14 protein-coding genes are annotated in these 18,163 nt (G+C 69.1%); 8 read left to right on the top strand and 6 right to left on the bottom strand.

All coding sequences use genetic code 11. The features are described 5' to 3' along the window. Positions 1-21 precede the first annotated feature (21 nt). From FKR81_RS21140 to FKR81_RS21130, 3 genes are all read left to right on the top strand, one after another. Complete coding sequence (locus FKR81_RS21140) at positions 22-522, top strand: amino-acid N-acetyltransferase (protein WP_146353840.1); 501 nt, start codon at positions 22-24, stop codon at positions 520-522. A 55-nt stretch (positions 523-577) separates the two neighbouring features. Then, the gene (locus FKR81_RS21135; protein WP_146353839.1) at positions 578-1,417 is read left to right on the top strand and encodes a MerR family transcriptional regulator; all 840 of its coding nucleotides are present in this window, start codon (positions 578-580) and stop codon (positions 1,415-1,417) included. Positions 1,418-1,635: 218 nt separating this feature from the next. After that, positions 1,636-2,100, top strand: a complete 465-nt coding sequence (locus FKR81_RS21130; RefSeq protein WP_407936538.1) for a phospholipase — start codon at positions 1,636-1,638, stop codon at positions 2,098-2,100. 48 nt (positions 2,101-2,148) lie between these two features. On the opposite strand, the gene FKR81_RS21125 is transcribed toward FKR81_RS21130, so the two are convergent. Then, positions 2,149-4,554 carry an FtsK/SpoIIIE family DNA translocase gene (locus FKR81_RS21125; RefSeq protein ID WP_146353838.1) on the bottom strand — a complete coding sequence of 802 codons (2,406 nt, stop codon included), beginning with the start codon at positions 4,552-4,554 and terminating at the stop codon, positions 2,149-2,151. Between the two features lie 64 nt (positions 4,555-4,618). Between FKR81_RS21125 and FKR81_RS21120 the strand changes: the two genes are divergently transcribed. Continuing rightward, entirely contained in the window at positions 4,619-5,446 is an 828-nt protein-coding gene (locus FKR81_RS21120) for a lysophospholipid acyltransferase family protein (protein WP_146353837.1), read from the top strand. Here FKR81_RS21120 and FKR81_RS21115 read toward each other — a convergent pair. From FKR81_RS21115 to FKR81_RS21105, 3 genes are read right to left on the bottom strand one after another with little or no spacing between them, the layout of a single operon-like run. After that, a complete protein-coding gene (locus FKR81_RS21115; RefSeq protein ID WP_146353836.1) occupies positions 5,343-6,023 on the bottom strand; it encodes a hypothetical protein in 681 nt (226 codons plus the stop codon). The genes FKR81_RS21120 and FKR81_RS21115 overlap by 104 nt on opposite strands. A 48-nt stretch (positions 6,024-6,071) precedes the next feature. Continuing rightward, positions 6,072-6,887, bottom strand: coding sequence for a class I SAM-dependent methyltransferase (locus FKR81_RS21110; RefSeq protein ID WP_222598349.1), 816 nt, complete (start codon positions 6,885-6,887; stop codon positions 6,072-6,074). An 8-nt stretch (positions 6,888-6,895) separates the two neighbouring features. Further along, positions 6,896-9,661, bottom strand: coding sequence for an AfsR/SARP family transcriptional regulator (locus tag FKR81_RS21105; RefSeq protein WP_146353835.1), 2,766 nt, complete (start codon positions 9,659-9,661; stop codon positions 6,896-6,898). Positions 9,662-9,862: 201 nt separating this feature from the next. Between FKR81_RS21105 and FKR81_RS21100 the strand changes: the two genes are divergently transcribed. Next, positions 9,863-10,480 carry a class I SAM-dependent methyltransferase gene (locus tag FKR81_RS21100; RefSeq protein ID WP_146353834.1) on the top strand — a complete coding sequence of 206 codons (618 nt, stop codon included), beginning with the start codon at positions 9,863-9,865 and terminating at the stop codon, positions 10,478-10,480. Here FKR81_RS21100 and FKR81_RS21095 read toward each other — a convergent pair. Then, on the bottom strand, positions 10,477-11,529 hold the full coding sequence (locus tag FKR81_RS21095; protein ID WP_146353833.1) for a hypothetical protein: 1,053 nt from the start codon (positions 11,527-11,529) through the stop codon (positions 10,477-10,479). The genes FKR81_RS21100 and FKR81_RS21095 overlap by 4 nt on opposite strands. A gap of 129 nt (positions 11,530-11,658) precedes the next feature. Between FKR81_RS21095 and FKR81_RS21090 the strand changes: the two genes are divergently transcribed. From FKR81_RS21090 to FKR81_RS21080, 3 genes are all read left to right on the top strand, one after another. After that, positions 11,659-14,508: an AfsR/SARP family transcriptional regulator gene (locus tag FKR81_RS21090; RefSeq protein ID WP_146353832.1), complete on the top strand. Its 2,850-nt coding sequence runs from the start codon at positions 11,659-11,661 to the stop codon at positions 14,506-14,508. A gap of 88 nt (positions 14,509-14,596) precedes the next feature. Beyond that, on the top strand, positions 14,597-15,850 hold the full coding sequence (locus FKR81_RS21085; RefSeq protein WP_146353831.1) for an NHL repeat-containing protein: 1,254 nt from the start codon (positions 14,597-14,599) through the stop codon (positions 15,848-15,850). Positions 15,851-15,883: 33 nt separating this feature from the next. Beyond that, positions 15,884-17,134, top strand: coding sequence for an NHL repeat-containing protein (locus FKR81_RS21080; protein WP_146353830.1), 1,251 nt, complete (start codon positions 15,884-15,886; stop codon positions 17,132-17,134). Between the two features lie 52 nt (positions 17,135-17,186). On the opposite strand, the gene FKR81_RS21075 is transcribed toward FKR81_RS21080, so the two are convergent. Continuing rightward, a complete protein-coding gene (locus tag FKR81_RS21075) occupies positions 17,187-17,978 on the bottom strand; it encodes a F0F1 ATP synthase subunit A (protein WP_407936537.1) in 792 nt (263 codons plus the stop codon). Positions 17,979-18,163: the final 185 nt, after the last annotated feature.

Genomic DNA, 18,163 nt, shown 5'->3' with positions numbered 1-18,163 from the left:
CGGGAAGCTACTTTGATCGGCGTGAGCGGTGGCGTAGTCGTGCGGCGGGCCCGCACCAGCGACGTGCGGGCCATGAAGGCCCTGATCGACCAGTACGCGGGCAAGGTGTTGCTCTCCAAACCACTGGTCACCCTGTACGAGGACGTGCAGGAGTTCTGGGTGGCCGAGCAGGACGGCGAGCTGTTCGGGTGCGGTGCGCTGCACGTGCTGTGGGAGGACCTGGCCGAGATCCGCTCGGTGGCCGTGTCGCCGGTCTCACTCGGCAACGGCATCGGGCACCAGGTGGTGGCCAGGCTCATCGAGGTCGCGCGCGAGCTGGAGCTGCGGCGGATCTTCGTGCTCACGTTCGAGACGCGGTTCTTCGGCAAGCACGGGTTCGTGGAGATCGAGGGCACGCCGGTGTCGTCCGAGGTCTACGAGGAGATCATGCGCAGCGTCGACGAGGGTGTCGCGGAGTTCCTCGACCTCTCGTACGTCAAGCCGAACACCCTGGGCAACTCACGAATGCTCCTGGAACTCTAAGAGTAAATACTCGAAGAGTCTTGACTCTTAGAACGGGCGTCGCCAAGATCAGGGCGTGCCCGAAACGCTGACGATCGACGAGCTCGCCGCACGCGTCTCCCTGCCCAGCAGCACGATCCGCATGTACCAGACCAAGGGCGTGCTGCACGCGCCGCGCAGGCAGGGGCGGGTGGCGATCTACGACGCGACCCACGTCGAGCGGCTCAAGGTGGTGCAGCGGCTGCAGAGCAGGGGGTTCTCGCTGCCCGCGATCGCCGAGCTGATCGAGGCACGGGAGAAGGGCGCGAGCGTCGCGACGGTGCTCGGTGTGGGGGACGCCGAGGGGCCGGACGACTGGGTCCGCATCAAGGTCAGGGACGTCAAGGGCCTCATCCCGATGGGCGACGTGCAGCCGCGGGTGCTGCGCCGCGCGATGCAGCTCGGGCTGGTGCGCTGGCGGTACGGGTGGCCGCACGCGCGCCGGTGGGCGCTCGAGGCGGGCAGCAGGCTCGCGTCGCTGGCGGTGCCGAGTGACGACGTGATGGACAGCTTCACGGGGCTCAAGAAGGCCACCGACGGCATCGCGGCGGACTTCGTGCGGCTCTTCGAGGAGCGGTTCTGGCCGCAGCTCGCCGAGCACGCGGGCGACGAGGACCAGCTGGACCGGGTGCGCGCGCTGCTCGTCGAGCTCACCTACACCGCCGAGACGGCCGTGGTCGGCACGTTGCGCGAGTCGATCCGCGACGCCGCGGAGCAGTTCGCGCGCAAGCACGAGCTGTTGCCCAGCGGTGACTTCCAGCCCGTGTGGGCGGACCAGCCGGTGCCCGCGATCGCGGAGAGCCTGCTCGACTCCGCCGACGAGATCCCGGACGAGCCGGAGATCGCGCGCTTCCTCGCGCGCGGCGACGAGGAGTGAACCTGCCGTCCGAGCCGGTCTGAGGGGTACGGCTCGCACGGCCGACTCAGCCCCGGTGGGGTGATCCCGCCGGGGCTGAGTGCTACCCGCTGTGCAGCGTGATCGTGAACTACCGCCGAACGGCTGACGTCGATCGTGCGGACGTGTTCTACCAGGGCAATTCCAGGCCGCGCGCGTGTTACAAAGATCGCAACCCTGCCTGCATAGGAGGAAATCCTGTGTCGAGAACCTTGCGCGCCTTCATCACCGCGACCGCGGCCTCGCTGACGATCCTGTTCGCGGCCAGCACCGCCCAGGCCGTCAACATCCCCGCGGTCACCGACCAGTACCTGTTCTCGTCGTCGCTGAGCCAGTTCACGTCGGTTCGCGCGCAGCAGCCCTACGCCGACCAGCTCGACTGGTCGTCCGACGGTTGCTCGTGGTCGCCGGACAGCCCGTTCGGCTTCAAGTTCCTGCCGTCCTGCCACCGGCACGACTTCGGGTACCGCAACTACAAGCGGCAGAGCCGGTTCACCGAGTCGACCCGCCTGCGGATCGACGACAACTTCAAGGCCGACCTGTACAAGACGTGCGGCGGCAACTGGGCGTGCAAGCGCACGGCCGACGTCTACTACGCGGCGGTCAGGAAGTTCGGTGGCACCAGCTCGTCCACCGCGGCCGCCATCGAGGCCTACACCGGCTGAGCAGCACCAACAAGAGGGGGCGTCCGCGATCAGCGGGCGCCCCTTCCGCTACTCCTCGTCCACGTCGACCGGGCCGCCGCCGCGCATCAGGTGCACGACGGACTCGAGCTCGTCCGGCTTGATCAGCACCTCGCGCGCCTTCGAACCCTCTGACGGCCCAACGACTCCGCGGGTCTCCAGCAGGTCCATCAGCCGGCCCGCCTTCGCGAAACCGACGCGCAGCTTGCGCTGCAGCATCGACGTCGAGCCGAACTGGGACGTGACGATCAGCTCGGTCGCCTGCACCAGCAGCTCGAGGTCGTCGCCGATGTCGGCGTCGATCTCCTTCTTCTCGCCCGCCTTCTGCGCGGTGACGCCGTCGGTGTACTCCGGCTGCGCCTGGTTCTTGGTGAACTCGACGATCTCGGAGATCTCCTCGTCGCCGACGAACGCGCCCTGGATGCGCACCGGCTTCGACGCGCCCATCGGCAGGTACAGGGCGTCGCCCATGCCGATCAGCTTCTCCGCGCCCGGCTGGTCGAGGATGACCCGCGAGTCGGTCAGCGACGACGTCGCGAACGCGAGCCGCGACGGCACGTTCGTCTTGATCAGACCGGTGACGACGTCGACCGACGGCCGCTGGGTCGCCAGCACGAGGTGGATGCCCGCCGCACGCGCCTTCTGCGTGATGCGGACGATCGCGTCCTCGACGTCGCGCGGTGCGGTCATCATCAGGTCGGCGAGCTCGTCGACGATCGCCATGATGTACGGGTACGGCCGGTAGACGCGCTCGGAACCCGGCGGCGCGGTGATCTCGCCGGACTTCACCTTGCGGTTGAAGTCGTCGACGTGGCGCACCCGGTTGACCTGCATGTCCTGGTAGCGCTGCTCCATCTCCTCGACCAGCCACGACAGCGCCGCCGCCGCCTTCTTCGGCTGCGTGATGATCGGCGTGATCAGGTGCGGGATGCCCTCGTACGGCGTCAGCTCGACCATCTTCGGGTCGATCAGGATCATCCGGACCTCGTCCGGCGTCGCCCGCGCGAGCAGGGACACCAGCATCGAGTTGACGAACGAGGACTTGCCGGAACCCGTGGAGCCCGCGACCAGCAGGTGCGGCATCTTCGTCAGGTTCGCGGTGACCATGTGGCCCTCGATGTCCTTGCCGAGGCCGATCACCATCGGGTGCGTGTCCTTGACCGTGGACGGCGAGCGCAGCACGTCGCCGAGCCGCACCATCTCGCGGTCGCTGTTCGGCACCTCGATGCCGACCGCCGACTTGCCGGGGATCGGCGCCAGCAGGCGGACGTTGTCCGTCGCCACGGCGTACGCGATGTTCTTGGTCAGCGCGGTGATCTTCTCGACCTTCACGCCGGGCCCGAGCTCGACCTCGTAGCGCGTCACCGTCGGGCCGCGGGTGAACCCGGTGACCTGCGCGTCGATCGAGAACTGGTCCAGCACGCCGGAGATCGCCTCGATCATGAGGTCGTTCGCCTTGCTGCGGGCCTTCGGCGCGTCGCCGTCCTTGAGGATCGTGGGTGGCGGCAGCGTGTAGTCGCCGTCAACCGCGCGCACGGCCAGCGGTGCCTTCTTGGCAGCGGGTTCCTTGGCCGGCTTGGGAGCGGCGACCGGTTCGGGCTCGGAGTCCAGCGGCAGCTGCGACTGCGCGCTCTCCTCGTCGGTCTGCGCGGCCTGGCGGCGGCGCGACGGGCGGCGCAGGCGAACCGGCTTCGGCTCCTCGGCCTCTTCCTCGTCGAAGCCCGGCTCGGACTCGGAGTCCGAAGCACCGGGGTGCATCAGCGCGCTGAGCCGCTGCGGCACCTCCTTGATCGGCCAGTGCAGCACGAGCAGCAGGCCGTAGCAGAAGATCAGCACCAGCAGCGGGCCCGCGACCCACGGCGTCACGCCCTGCGCGAGGAAACCTCCTGCGAGGTACCCGAGTGCGCCACCGGCGGTGCGGCGCGCGACCGCCTCCATCGGGAGGCCGCCGACGAGGTGGAACATGCCGAGCAGGCCGATCATCATGAGCAGCCCGCCCACGACGAGGCGTGGCCGCGCCTCGGGCTTGGGATCGGTGCGCATCAACGCGATGCCGATGCCGAGCAGCACGACCGGCAGGATCACCGCCGGGAAACCGACGGAACTGCGCACCGCGATGTCGACCCACTGGCCGACCGGACCCGCCGCCTGGAACCAGACTCCGGCACCGGTGATCACAGCGAGTGCGATCAGCAACAGACCGAGTCCGTCGCGGCGGTGCTCGGGATCGAGGTCCTTGCCGCGGCCGACCGCCCGCACGATGCTGCCGACGCCCCGGCCGAGCGCACCCCACACGGTGCCGATCGCGGAGCCGCTCTTCCTGGCCGCGGGCTTGCGAGCAGCGGGCTTTCGGGCAGCGGTGGACCGCGCACGTGGCTTGGCAGGGGTCCTGCCTCGTGACGTGCTCTTCCGCGATGTCCCTGTTCGCCCGGCCATGTGTCTAAGGTAGTCCCTCGCGCCTCACCAGCCCCAACAGTCACAGGACGTGGTGGGCTACCCCATGGTTGCCCGGATCGGCTTCGGAGCACCGTCGACACGCCGTAGTCTCCCCGCCGTGTCCACACCTCTCTTGTGGCGCGTGCTCATGGCAATGGACCGGGGGCTCGTCGCGCTGACCGGTCGGCTCGAGGTCACCGGCGACATCCCGGCCGACCTGCTGGGCAAGCCGTTGCTGCTCGCGTCGAACCACATCGGGAACCTCGACCCGTTCGTCCTCATCGCCGCGTGTCGCCAGAAGGGCATCAACCCCAGGTTCATGCTCGCCGGCGGCCTGCTCGACGCACCGATCATGGGTCCCGCGCTCACCGCGTGCGGCCACCTGCGCGTCGACCGCGCGTCGGCGAACGTCGGCGAGGCCATGCACCGCGCCGTCGAGGCGTTGCAGAAGGGCAAAGACCCGATCGCGGTCTACCCCGAGGGCAAGATCAGCCTCGACCCCGGACTGTGGCCCGAGCGCGGCAAGACCGGTGTGGCGCGGATGGCGCTCGGCGGCCGGATCCCGGTGGTGCCGATCAGCCAGTGGGGCGCGCACGAGGCCGTCTACTGGGGCAACCTGCGGGTGTCCGGCTGGCGCGACTTCTTGCCGTACCTGACTTCCTGGCTCCGGTCGGTGCGCAAGCGCCCGGTGTTCCAGGTGCACTTCGGCAAGCCGGTGGAGCTCTCGGACCTCAACCCGGAGACCGCGGGCGACGCCCGCCGCGCGCACGAGCGGATCATGCGCGCGATCACCGAGGGCCTGGTGCCGCTGCGTCTCGACGAGCCGGACGCGCCGAGGTTCCACGACCCGACGCGGCCGACGACCGGCTCCTCACCGTGGCGGCCCGCCTGATCGAGTAGCCGATCACGACCAGCAACGACAGCACCGGCATCGGATTGCCCAGGTAGGTGCCGATCGCGATGTCCGCGATCGGCACCGCCACCGCGACCGCGACCATCGCGGGCGATCCGGACGGCAGCTTGGCGGTGCCCGACCACGGCGTCTTCGTCCACGGCTTCGCGACCGACAACCAGCACTGGAACGCGATCGCCGACGCCATCAGCGCGGTGCCGACCGACATCCAGGGGCTCACCGGCGCACCCTCGGCGGCCGCGTTGAGGTTGCCGCTCAACAGGAAGATGCCCATGTACAGCTGGACGATGGTGATCACGAACTTGCCGAGCACCCACCAGTGCCGGAAGTAGCCCCACGGCGTCAGCGCGGACAGCATCATCCCGGTGAACGCCGACGCGTTCGCCATCGCCGCGAGCACGTGGTGGTCCAGCACCCGCGCCATGCGGAACCCGGCGGCGTCACCGGAGCTCATGCCGTACACCAGCAGCGCGAACAACGCGATGGCCTGGCTCATCCAGCCGACCGACGTCAGGACGTGCAGCCACACCAGCAGGTTCTTCCAGCGCTTCGCCATGACGCGTAGCTTGCCTACGCATCAGGCGAAGCGCATCGGGTAGATCCCCTAGGGTTTCTCGGCGCGCAACGAGTAGAACAACGGCACCCGCGGCTCGTCGGCGGGAAGCTCCCACCAGCCCCGGTCGTTGCGGACCATCCGGGACCACCGCGGCCACGGCAGCTCGGACGACTCGCGCACGGTCGTCACCCGCAGCCCGGCACCGGCGACCGCGGAGATCACCTCACCGAGCCCGTGCGCCCACTCGTAGCTCACCGTCGCACCGGACAGCTCGGGGCCGTCGGTGTAGGTGTGCTTCGAGTCCTTGCGCTGCGGGCCGCGCCCCTCGAGGTAGTCGTGCCGCAGCACCAGTTCCTCGGACAGGCCGGGCTTCGGTGCCGGGCCGAACGCGTTGAGCAGCGGGTGGAACTCCGCCACGTACAGCACGCCACCGGGCTTCAGCAGCGACGCGACGAGCGTCGCCCAGCGCGCCAGGTCCGGCAGGTAGCAGAGCGAGCCCTTGGCGGTGTAGACGATCTCGAAGCGCTCGGGTGAGAAGTCGACGTCGTAGACGTTGGCGTGCACGAAGTCGATGTCGACCTCGTGCTCCTTCGCGATCCTGCGCGCGTGGGTCAACGACTCGGCGGAGATGTCGACGCCGGTGACGCGGGCACCGCGCCGCGCGAACTCGACGGTGTCCGCGCCGATGTGGCACTGGAGGTGCAGCAGCTCGAGCCCGTCGAGGTCACCGAGGTCGTCCCACTCGTACGGGCTGAACCAGTACGCCGGGTCCTTCGCGTAGAACTCGCTGGCCACGTGCACGGGGGTGCGCGTGTCCCAGTTCTCCTCGTTCGCCCGCATCATCTGCCGGACAGCGGAATCCATGTTCCCTCTCAGGACATCTCGTGCAGCAGCGCCCTGACCTCGGGCGTGGCGGGGTGGTCGTAGGTCTCGTAGATCGACAGCGCGTCCAGCAGGTAGGTGCGCGCCAGCTCCGGCTGACCGGAGCTGTAACTCGCCTCCCCGAGCCCGTGCATGGCCTCGGCGAGGCTCTTGCGGTCGCCGAGCATTGTCATCAACGAGAGGGCCTGACGGAAGTGCTCCATCGCGTCACCGAGCCGGCCGAGCGCGCGCTGCGCCCTGCCCGTGCTCGTGAGCGCCATCCCCTTGCCGTGCAACGCGGCGTGTTCGCCGAACAGGCTCAGCGCGGCTTGTGCTGAGCGCAGCGACGCGTCGAACTGGGCGCCCTCGCGCAGACTGTCGCTCATGAACAGCCTGGTCGCGGCCTCCCCGAACCACGAGCCCGCCTCCAGGTGCCCGGTCAGCGCGGCCTCGAACCGCTCCACCGCGAGATCGAACTGGCGCAGGCCGCCGTAGGCCATGCCGAGACCGGTGAGGCTCCACGCCTCCCCTTCCCGATCACCGATGGCACGGCGAATTTCCAACGCCCGGTCGAACATCTCCAGCGCGTCCGCGAACCGCTGCTGCCGGAACGCCGCCAGCCCCTGCCCGTGGATCGCGAACCCGCGCGCCAGCGGATGCCCGGCGCGCTCGGCGGCCTGCTCGGCGACCCGGTACGTCTCGTTCCACTCGCTCAGCGCGCTGGACACGATCAGGAAGTTCCACAGCGCCAACGGGATCTGCCACGCGCGGTCCCACTGGGCGTGGTCGAGCGCGAACCGCGTGACCGCGACCAGGTTCGGCAACTCCGTTACGCACCAACCGAAAGCCTCTTCGTGCGTGGCGAGGTCCGAGGTGGGCTCGACCGGTTCCCAGATGCGCGGGTGGTCGGGCGGCGAGATGATCGCGCCCGCCATGTCCGCGTTCGCGAGGTACCAGTCGAGCATCCTGGACACCGCGTCGAGCCTGCCCTGGCGCGACTCCTCGGTGTCCGCCAGCTCGGTCGCGTAGAGCCGCAGCAGGTCGTGCAGCCGGAACCGGCCGCGCGCGACCTCCTCCAGCATGTGCCCACCGGTCAGCACGTCCAGCAGCACCCGTGCGCGGGGCAACGGCGTGCCCGCGAGCGCGGCGGCCGCACCGATGCTGATCTCCGCGCCGGGATGCAGCCCGATCAGCCGGAACATCCGCGCGGCGTCGGGCTTGAGCGCCAGGTACGACCACGAGAACGCGGCGCGCACCGCGGTGTCCTCGTCATCACCGGTCGCCAGGACGTTGAGCCGGTCGTGCTCGTCGGCCAGGTCGTCGGCCATGTCCGCCAGCGTCAGGTGCGGCCGCGTCACCGCCCGTTCGGCCGCGATGCGCAACGCCAGCGGCAGGTGCCCGCACAACTCGACGAGTTTTTCACTCGCACTCGGTTCGGCGGAGACTTTCGCCGTCCCCAGCACGCTGCCGAGCAGCTCCAGCGCCTCGGCGCCGGTGAGCGTGCCCAGGGTGATCGAGTGCGCTCCGTCGCGGGCGACCAGTCCCCCGAGCTGGTTGCGGCTCGTCACCAGCACCATCGACGACGACCGGCCCGGCAGCAGCGGACGCACCTGCTCGGCGAGCCGCGCGTTGTCCAGCAGCACGAGCACCCGCTTGCCCGCCAGGACACTGCGGTACAGAGCGGACTTCGCGGGCAGTTCGTCCGGAATGCGTTCCGGTGGCACACCGAGGCTCTGCAGGAGCTGGTGCAGTGCGGCGGCGGGCTGGATCGGCGGCGAGGACGCGTCGAAACCGCGCAGGTCGACGTGCAGCTGGCCGTCCGGGAACCGCGCGGCGACGCTGTGCGCGAACCGCACCGCGAGCGCCGTCTTGCCGACACCACCGGAGCCGGTGATCGTGACCAGCACCGTCGAGTGCTCACGCGGCTCGGAGAAGATCGCCTCCAGCCTGCGCATCTCCGCGTCGCGGCCGGTGAAGTCGCGGACGTCGTGCGGCAGCTGGGCGGGCACCAGCGCGCTGGGCACCGGCTCCGGCTGCGGCTCGTGCTGCCCGACCAGCAGCTGCTCGTGCAGCTGGCGCAGCTCCGGTCCGGGCTCGATGCCGAGCTCGTCGATCAGCAGGCGGCGCAGGTTCGCGTAGACGGACAACGCCTCCGCTTGCCTGCCACCGCGGTACAAAGCGGACATCAGCAGTCCGTGCAGGCGTTCGCGCAGCGGGTGCGTGGTGACCATGGTGGCCAGCTCGGCGGCGACCTCGGCCTCCCGGCCGACCGACAGCATGAGCGCCGCGCGTTGCTCGATGGCGGTGAGCCGGAGCTCGGCGAGACGCGCCCGTTCCACCGCGGCGGTCGGGCCCGGCACACCGTCCAGCGCGATCCCGCGCCACAACCCGAGCGCGGTGTCGAACGCGGCGATCGCCTGGTCCGGTTCCACCGGGCGCAACCGCGCGGCCTGGTCCAGGCGAGCGCGGAACGTCGCGACGTCGGACCGGTCGCCCGCCAGTCTCAGCAGGTATCCAGCGTCCGTGGAGAGCAGCACCTGGCTCGGCGCGCGCGAGGCGCGGTCAGGCTCGAAAAGTCTGCGCAGCCCGGCGATGTAGGTGTGGATGCCGTTGTCCGCGCTCGCCGGTGGGTCGTCGCCCCACACGCCGTCGATCAGCTCGGCGCGGGACACGACGTGGTTGGCGCGCAAGGCGAGTACGGCCAGCACCGCGCGCTGGCGGGGCGGGCCGAGGCTCAGCGGGCGACCGCTCAGCGAGGCCGTCAGAGCCCCGAGCATGCCGACCCGAAGTCCGTCGTCCAGTTCCTGCTCCCTCGTTGCTGTCCGCGTTCGTCTCGCAACCTACCGTCAGTATTCGTCCAGAGGCCATCCAGAGACCATGCAGAGAGACGCTCCACACTTCACATCAGGGGGATTGGGCCCGAACGGCTGAGCTGGCTCGCTGGGGGTAGCCAGCTCGGCCCCGACGACGAGGAAGAGATGGAAGCGGCCGAGGTTTTCGACACGCTGGGACTCGAGTACCAGCGGGCGTGGTCCCACCAGCCCGCGTTGCACGGAACGCTCGCGTGGCTGGTCGCGACCCTGCCGTCCGGCAGCCAGGTCCTCGACGCGGGCTGCGGAACCGGCGTTCCGGTGGCCCGCACGCTCGCCAAGGCGGGCATGAAGGTGACCGGCGTCGACGTGTCGCCCGTGATGGTCGAACTGGCGTCCTCGCAAGTGCCGGGGGCGACTTTTCAACGGGCCGACGTCCGCGACCTCACCGCCGTCGAGGGCTCCTACGACCTGATCTGCTCCGTCTTCGCACTGCTGCAGATGCCGCAGGCGGAGATCGTGGAGACGTTGCGGCGCATGGCGTCCTGGCTGCGGCCAGGAGGTCACCTGTTCCTCGCGACGGTCGCCGTCGACGCGGAACAGGTGACCTTGCCGTGGATGGGCCAGGAGATCGTGGTGTCCAGCTTCTCCGAGGAGACCTACGTGTCGCACCTCGAGGACCTGGGTTTCCACGTCATCCGCCGCAGCCGTCCGGTGTTCACGCCGAGCTATCCCGGCGCGACACCGGAGGAAAGCCTTTACCTCGTGTGCCGCAGGGGTTCCTAGACGGGCCGGTAGTTCGGACCGCCGTAGCGCCACTCCGGCTCGTACACACCGCCCGTGTCGAACATGACGTGCCACGAACCGTCGGCCGGCGTGTAGAGGGCGTAGTCGGCGTTGCCGTTGCCGTTGAAGTCACCGGCGACCGGAACGTCGTCCGGCGAACCGAAGCGCCAGTCCGGCTCGTACGCGCCACCGCTGTCCAGCAGGACGTGCCACGAACCGTCCGAAGGGCGGTAGAGGGCGTAGTCGCTGTTGCCGTTGCCGTTGAAGTCACCGGCCACCGGAACGTCGCCCGGCTGACCCCAGCGCCAGTCCGGCTCGTACGCACCACCGCTGTCGAACAGGATGTGCCAGGAGCCGTCCGACGGGCGGTAGGTCGCGTAGTCGGAACGGCCGTTGCCGTTGAAGTCGCCCGCGACGGGGACGTCACCGGGACTGCCCCACTCCCGGTCGTAGACGCCACCGGAGTCGAACAGGATGTGCCACGTGCTGTCCGACGGCCGGTAGGTCACGTAGTCGCTGTGCCCGTTGCCGTTGAAGTCACCGGCCACCGGGATCTCGCCGGGAGAGCCCCAGTCCCGGACGTACTCGCCGCCCGTGTCGAACTGGATGTTGTACATGAGGTCGGACTCGCGCCAGAGCGCGTAGTCGGTCATTCCGTTGCCGTTGAAGTCCGACGAGTAGCGCGACGCGAAGTAGTCGTTGGCCGCCTCGAGCGCCGCGGCCTCGTACTGGTGGTAGGTGCCGTTCTTGTAGGTCGTCCACGCGTTCCAGTTCGTGCCGCCGCCGGACATGCGGTGCGTCACGATCGCGTTGTAGGCCGGAGCCTGGAGGTTGCCGTTCTTGCCGTTGCGCCAGGGGTCGCTCTTCTCGACCTTGATCTGCCACATGCCCTGGTCTGCGGGTTCGGGGTCGTAGAAATAGGTCTTGCACTTCGACTCCGCCATCCCGATCGCCACGGCCTCGACGAGGTCATCGCCTCGGAAACCGGCGTCATAGGCGTGCTCGGCGCAGTTCTCCGGACCGTCGGTGGCGGCTGCCGCCGTGTGCACCGGAATGACCAGTAAAGCCGCGAACAATGACAAAACAGACAAAAATATGCGCTGCTGCACGCAAACCCCCAGGTCTGTGAATCAAAACCGATCGATGCTAACAGCGCACATCTCCTACTGTGGGCGCTTGTGACGCGGATCCGGCTGCTGGGCGCGGTCGAGGTGCACGTCGGCGGAACGCCCCACCCCGTCGGCAGACCGTTGCTGAGGGGCGTGCTGACCCTGCTCGCCCTGCAGGCGGGCGAGGCCGTCCCGGTCGAGAAGATGATCGACGCGGTGTGGGACGAGGCGCTGTCCGACGACGCGCGCGGCCTGATCCACGGCTATGTGTCCGGCCTGCGCAAGGTGCTGCGCCCGGCCGGTGTGCAGATCTCCCGGCGCGGCCCCGGCTACGCGCTGGAGGTCGAGCGGGACCACGTCGACCTCCTGATGTTCCGGTCGCTGGTCGCACGGGCCCGCGCCGAGGAGGACCCAGGGCTGCTGCGCGACGCGCTGGCGCTGTGGCGGGGCGACCCGCTCGCGGGCGTGCCGAGGACGACGTTCTTCGACGGCATGCGCACCACGCTCACCGAGGAGCACCTCGTCGTGGCCGAGGAGTGGGTGGAGCACGAGCTGCGCGCGGGCAGGCACCGCGAGGTGCTGCCGGAGCTGTCCGTGCTGGTGGCCGGCAACCCGTTGCGGGAGACGCTCGTCGCCGCGCTGATGCGCACCCTGTACCGCAACGGCAGGCAGGCGGATGCGTTGCGCTGCTACGAGACCACCCGGTCGCGGCTGGCCGACGAACTCGGCCTCGACCCGAGCGGGGAGCTGCGGTCGCTGCACGAGCGGATCCTGCGCGCCGACGAGGAGCTGCTGGAACGCCAGCCGCCACCACCGGAGGCCGAGCCCGCACGGGGCCGCAACGCGTTGCCGCTGGACGTCGCCGACTTCACCGGCAGGTCGCCGGAGGTGGACCGGGTGCTGGCCGAGCTGCCCGCGCCGGGCACGACCGCGGTGCTGGTGGTCGACGGCATGGCCGGGGTCGGCAAGACGACGCTCGCCGTGCACGTGGCGCAGCGCCTGCGCGACCGCTACCCCGATGCGCAGCTCTTCGTCGACCTGCACGGGTTCACCGCGGGCAGGCAGCCGGTCGAGCCCGTGGCGGCGCTGGACGTGCTGCTGCGGTCGCTGGGCGTGCCCGCCGCGGAGATCCCGAACGACGTCGACCAGCGGATCGCCGCGTGGCGCACCGAGCTGGCAGGCAGGCGCGCGGTGATCGTGCTGGACAACGTCGCCGACTCGGCGCAGGTGGACCCGTTGATCTCAGGTGCGCCGGACTGCCTGGTGATCGTCACCAGCAGGCGCAGGCTGCGGACGGTCCACGGCGCGGTGCTGCTGTCGCTGGACGTGCTGGCCGACGACGACGCGCTGGCGCTGCTGACGCGCGTGCTCGGCGACCGGGTCGCGGCGGAACCCGACGCGGCGCGCGAGCTGGTCCGGTTGTGCGGCGGTCTGCCGCTGGCGATCAGGATCGCGGCCGCCCGGCTGCTGCACCGTCCACAATGGGCGGTCGAGGACGCGGTCGAGCGGTTTCGCGAGGAACGCAGGCGGCACAGCGACATCGCGGCCGCGTTCGCACTGTCCTATCGGGACCTCGGCCCGGCGCACCAGCGCATGTTCCGATTGCTCGGCCTGCATCCCGGCACGGACGTCGACGCGCTCGCGGCCGCGGCGCTGGCGGACGTGCCCTACCTGGACGCCGACGACCTGCTGGAGGACCTGCTCGACCTCCACCTGGTCGAGCAACGCGCGCGCGGCCGGTACACGATGCACGACCTGGTCCGCGACCACGCCAGGGCGCTGGTCGACGCGGAGGAACCCGCGCGGGAGCAGCAGAAGGCGACCGGCCGGCTGCTGGACTACTACCTGCACGTCGCGCACTTCGCGGCCGACCTGCTGCAGCCGGGCAGACGGGAGCCGGGACCGACGGTCGGCCGCGTGCCCGCCCGTCTCCCCCGGCTGCGCGACACCCAGACCGCGATGGGCTGGTTCACCTCCGAGCACGCGAACCTCGTCGCGCTGGCACGGCTCGCGGCGGCGTCCGGGTTCGACCGGGCGGCCAGCGAGCTGCCCAGCCACGTCGGCAACTACCTGGTGATCTCCGAACGCGTCGACGACCTGGTCGCCATCCAGGAACCGGCCGCCGAAGCGGCCCGCAGGCTGGGTGACCCCGTCGCCGAGTCGCGCAGCCAGTACCACCTGGCGCTCACCCGGTACATGCAGTGCCAGTACCGGGCCGGCTTGACGCACGCGGACCGCACCCTCGCGCTGGCGCGGGACGTGGCCGACCAGGCGCGCGAGAGCATGGCGCTGGTCGTGCGGGGCATGCTGCTGCACCGGCTCGGCGACTACGCCGACGCGATGGCGGCGTACGAGGCAGCGCTGCCGATCCAGCAGCAGCAGAACAACTACCGGCACGCCGCGATCACCATCGCGAACCAGGGACGGGTCCACCTCACGCTCGGGCAGCTGGCGGGCGCGCGCGAGCAGCTGGACAAGGCGCTGATCAAGAACAGGGAGATCGGCGAGCGCAGCGAGGAGGGGTCCGTGCTCGCCGCACTGGGCGCCGTCCACGCCAGGCTGGGCGAGCACGAGCAGGCCGCCGAGCTGTTGGCCGAGGCGCTGGAACTGGCGCGCGAGGTCGGCAACACCCACTACGAGATGCGCGCCCTGATCAAGTCGGCCGACGCCCGCCGTCGCGCCGGTGACCTCGCCGCGGCGGCCTCGTTCGGCGAGCGGGCGGTGGAGATGCTCGGCCACGGCCGCAGCGCGGACCACCTGGCCACCGCCCACAACGTGCTGGGCGACATCGCGTTCGACCGGGGCGACGTCCCGGCCGCGATCGCGCACCACACGCAGGCCCGGTACCTGGCGGAGCGCATCGAGTACCTGGCCGAGCTGGAACACGCTCTGGACGGTCTGGCACGCACCCGGTCCTGACGTACAGGTTCGTGCCAGGTTTCTGCCAGAACGGTTTTCTAAATTTCTTCCTGTCAGCCCCGAGAGGGAAACGCAGGAGGGAAACGAAATGCGCATCAAGAAGGCAATCGAATGGGCCGGAGCCGCGACTCTCCCACTGGTTCTCGCATTCACCGGAACCATGGTCGCGGCCACCGCGGTCAGTTCCACGATCATGGCCCCCGCCGCCTCTGCTTCCGACGTCGGCGGCGCGATCTCCCGCGACGAGGTCATTCAGCGCGCCGAGTTCTGGCTGAACAAGGGACTCAAGTACAACCAGAAGGGCACAGCCAAGGACTCCTCGGGCAAGGACTACCGGACGGACTGCTCGGGATACGTGTCGATGGCACTGCACCTGACGAACGACCCCGGCTCCGCGACCATGCTCACGGACTCCCGGTTCTTCAACATCAGCCGTGCCGAGCTGAAGCCCGGTGACTTCCTCGTCCTCAACGGCCACACCTTCCTGTTCGGCGGTTACCACGCCGACGGTGTGCATTTCACCTATTACACCTTCGGCTCGACGCCGGTCTCGAAGGAGGTCGGCACGTTCAACGGCGCGAACCTCGACGGCCACCCCACGAGCCAGTACCAGGCGAAGCGCTACAAGAACATCATCGACTCCTCCGCCCCGCAGCACTCCCGCGCGGCCCTGTACTCGTCGGACTTCAACGGCAACGGTTCCACGGACTACGCGGTCTGGCGCGAGTCCGACCTGATGTACAGCATCCTGTTCGACTCGGGCGGCGAGTACGTCCGCGACTGGGGCTCGCCCGGCGAGATCCCCGTCGCCGGTGACTTCAACGGCAACGGCAACTCCGACTACGTCACCTTCACGCCCGACACCGGCATGTGGCACATCCTGTTCGACGACGGCGGCGTGTACGACCGCCAGTGGGGCAACCCCGGCGACATCCCGGTGGCAGGCGACTTCAACGGCAACGGCAAGTCGGACTACGTGACCTACCGGCCGTCGGACAACACCTGGCACATTCTTTTCGACGACGGTGGTTTCTACGAGCGCCAGTGGGGTTCTCCGGGCGAGGTCCCGGTCGCGGGTGACTTCAACGGCAACGGGCACGCGGACTACGTGACCTACAGCCCCGAAGACGGTGTGTGGCACATCCTGTTCGACTCCGGCGGCGTCTACGAGCGCCAGTGGGGTTCTCCGGGCGAGGTCCCGGTTTCGGGCGACTTCAACGGAAACGGCAACGCCGACTACGTCACCTACCGGCCAGAGGACGGCATGTGGCGAATTCTCTTCGACGACGGCAGCGGCGTCTACGAGAGGCCCTACGGCGGCCCGAACTACCGCCCCATCTAATCCGACTTTCGCACCGATCAAGAGGGAATCGTCATGAAGTCCGCACTCGCTCTCGGCCTCGCCGCGACCGCACTCGCCACCGGCCTGTCACTGGCCACCACCCCGTCCGCACTCGCCTGGAACAACCTGCCCTGCCAGTCCGGCGGCCCGACCCAGTCCGACCAGGCGGTCGCCTCGTCACTGAGCGGAAAGCTGAACGGCCGGCTCAAAGGCGGCGTCAACGCCTACCAGATGTCCTGCGCCAGAGCCATCGTCGACGTGGTGAAGGCCCGCGGTCTCGACGAGCACACCGCGGCCATCGCGATCACCACGACCATCGTCGAGACCAACATCAAGAACCTGGACGGCGGCGACCGCGACTCGCGGGGACTCTTCCAGCAGAGACCCAGCATGAACTGGGGCACACCGGAACAGGTCGTGGACCCGGTGCACGCCACCAACGAGTTCATCAACCACCTGGTGAAGGTGTCCAACTGGCACAGCAAGCCGATCGGCGAGGTCTGCCAGGACGTCCAGCACTCCGGAACCCCGACCGCCTACTACGGGCAGGCGCACGACGGTGAGGTCATCGCCGATGCGTTGTGGGGTGCCGGCGCACCGTCCAAGGCCGCGCTCTACTCGTCGGACTTCAACGGCAACGGTTCCACGGACTACGCGGTCTGGCGCGAGTCCGACCTGATGTACAACATCCTGTTCGACTCGGGCGGCGAGTACGTCCGCGACTGGGGCTCCCCCGGCGAGATCCCCGTCGCCGGTGACTTCAACGGCAACGGCAACTCCGACTACGTGACGTTCACGCAGGAAACCGGGATGTGGCACATCCTGTTCGACGACGGCGGCGTGTACGACCGGCAGTGGGGCAACCCCGGCGACATCCCGGTGGCAGGCGACTTCAACGGCAACGGCAAGTCGGACTACGTGACCTACCGGCCGTCCGACGGCACCTGGCACATCCTGTTCGACGACGGCGGTTTCTACGAGCGCCAGTGGGGTTCACCGGGCGAGATCCCGGTCGGCGGCGACTTCAACGGCAACGGGCACAGCGACTACGTGACCTACAGCCCCGAAGACGGCGTGTGGCACATCCTGTTCGACTCCGGCGGCGTCTACGAGCGCCAGTGGGGCTCGCCCGGCGAGGTCCCGGTCTCCGGTGACTTCAACGGAAACGGCAACGCCGACTACGTCACCTACCGGCCAGAGGACGGCATGTGGCGGATCCTCTTCGACGACGGCAGCGGCGTCTACGAGAGGCCCTACGGCGGCCCGAACTACCGCCCGATCTAGATCGGATCGACCAGGGGCGCGTTCACTTCGGTGGACGCGCCCCTTCGCGTCGTCAGTGGTGCGCGGCGAGCGCCCGGCCGATGTAGTGGGCGCTGAGCGTCGCGAAGATGTAGGCCTGCAACACCATGATCAGCGCCTCCAGCATCGTGATGCCGATGGCGAACACGAAGCTGACCGCGGCCACGGGCTTCAGCAGCGGCCCGGCTTCGAGCAACAGGAACTCACCGCTGAGCACGAACACCAGGACCAGCAGGTGCCCGGCGAACATCGCGGCGAACACCCGGATCGCCAGGTTCACCGGGTCGAAGAAGAACTTCAGCATGACCTCGGTCGGGATGAGCAGCAGCCACAGCACCGGCTTCGGCACGTCCGGGATCACGAACTGGTTCTTCAGGTACTGCCTCAGTCCGTGCCGCTTGACGCCGACGAAGTGGTAGAGCGGGAACACCAGCAGGATCGCCACCGCCGCCGGGAACCCGATGTGCGCCATCGTCGGGAACTGGATCAGCGGCACGAGCCCGAAGATGTTGTTCACCAGCACGAACGTGAACAATGACAGGATGAACGGCACGTACTTCTGGAAGTCCGCCGCACCGATCTGCTCGCGCGCGATGGTGTTGCGGCCGAAGTCGTACACCGACTCCGCCGCGAACTGCAGCCTGCCGGGCACCAGCTTCATGTTGCGCGTCGTCACCAGGAAGAACGTGCTGATGATCAGCACGCTGAACACGATCAGGATCATCGGCTTGGTGACGCCGCCGAAGATCGGCGGCAGCTCGAAGTCAGCCGGGCCAGGCGGCGTGAACGTGTTGTCGGCCATGGGCGCCCCCTCGTCCAAGGTCATCGGGGCGAGGTTAGCGAACCGCGGCGACCAGGTCGTCCGCCAAAAGTTGATCGCGGGTTCGCCTGAACGTCGCCCGCTCCGCGGAATGTTCGTTGCCAAATGACCCTGGTTCGGTCATCCTGGAACCAGTTGCAACACCTGCTCGGCGACAGCCCGCAGCTCCTCCCGGCACTCCGGGGAGGGCG

This window comes from Lentzea tibetensis, from assembly GCF_007845675.1.
Lineage (GTDB): Bacteria > Actinomycetota > Actinomycetes > Mycobacteriales > Pseudonocardiaceae > Lentzea > Lentzea tibetensis.
Note: the sequence above shows the minus strand (reverse complement) of the source record. Positions and strands in the feature narration are given on the sequence as shown.

Excerpts from the sequence above, each read along its gene's own strand:
- FKR81_RS21125 (WP_146353838.1), bottom strand. The coding sequence starts at position 4,554 with ATGGCCGGGCGAACAGGGACATCGCGGAAGAGCACGTCACGAGGCAGG.
- FKR81_RS21085 (WP_146353831.1), top strand. The coding sequence starts at position 14,597 with ATGCGCATCAAGAAGGCAATCGAATGGGCCGGAGCCGCGACTCTCCCA.
- FKR81_RS21110 (WP_222598349.1), bottom strand. The coding sequence starts at position 6,887 with ATGGATTCCGCTGTCCGGCAGATGATGCGGGCGAACGAGGAGAACTGG.
- FKR81_RS21075 (WP_407936537.1), bottom strand. The coding sequence starts at position 17,978 with ATGACCTTGGACGAGGGGGCGCCCATGGCCGACAACACGTTCACGCCG.
- FKR81_RS21105 (WP_146353835.1), bottom strand. The coding sequence starts at position 9,661 with ATGCTCGGGGCTCTGACGGCCTCGCTGAGCGGTCGCCCGCTGAGCCTC.
- FKR81_RS21120 (WP_146353837.1), top strand. The coding sequence starts at position 4,619 with ATGGTTGCCCGGATCGGCTTCGGAGCACCGTCGACACGCCGTAGTCTC.
- FKR81_RS21100 (WP_146353834.1), top strand. The coding sequence starts at position 9,863 with ATGGAAGCGGCCGAGGTTTTCGACACGCTGGGACTCGAGTACCAGCGG.
- FKR81_RS21080 (WP_146353830.1), top strand. The coding sequence starts at position 15,884 with ATGAAGTCCGCACTCGCTCTCGGCCTCGCCGCGACCGCACTCGCCACC.
- FKR81_RS21115 (WP_146353836.1), bottom strand. The coding sequence starts at position 6,023 with ATGGCGAAGCGCTGGAAGAACCTGCTGGTGTGGCTGCACGTCCTGACG.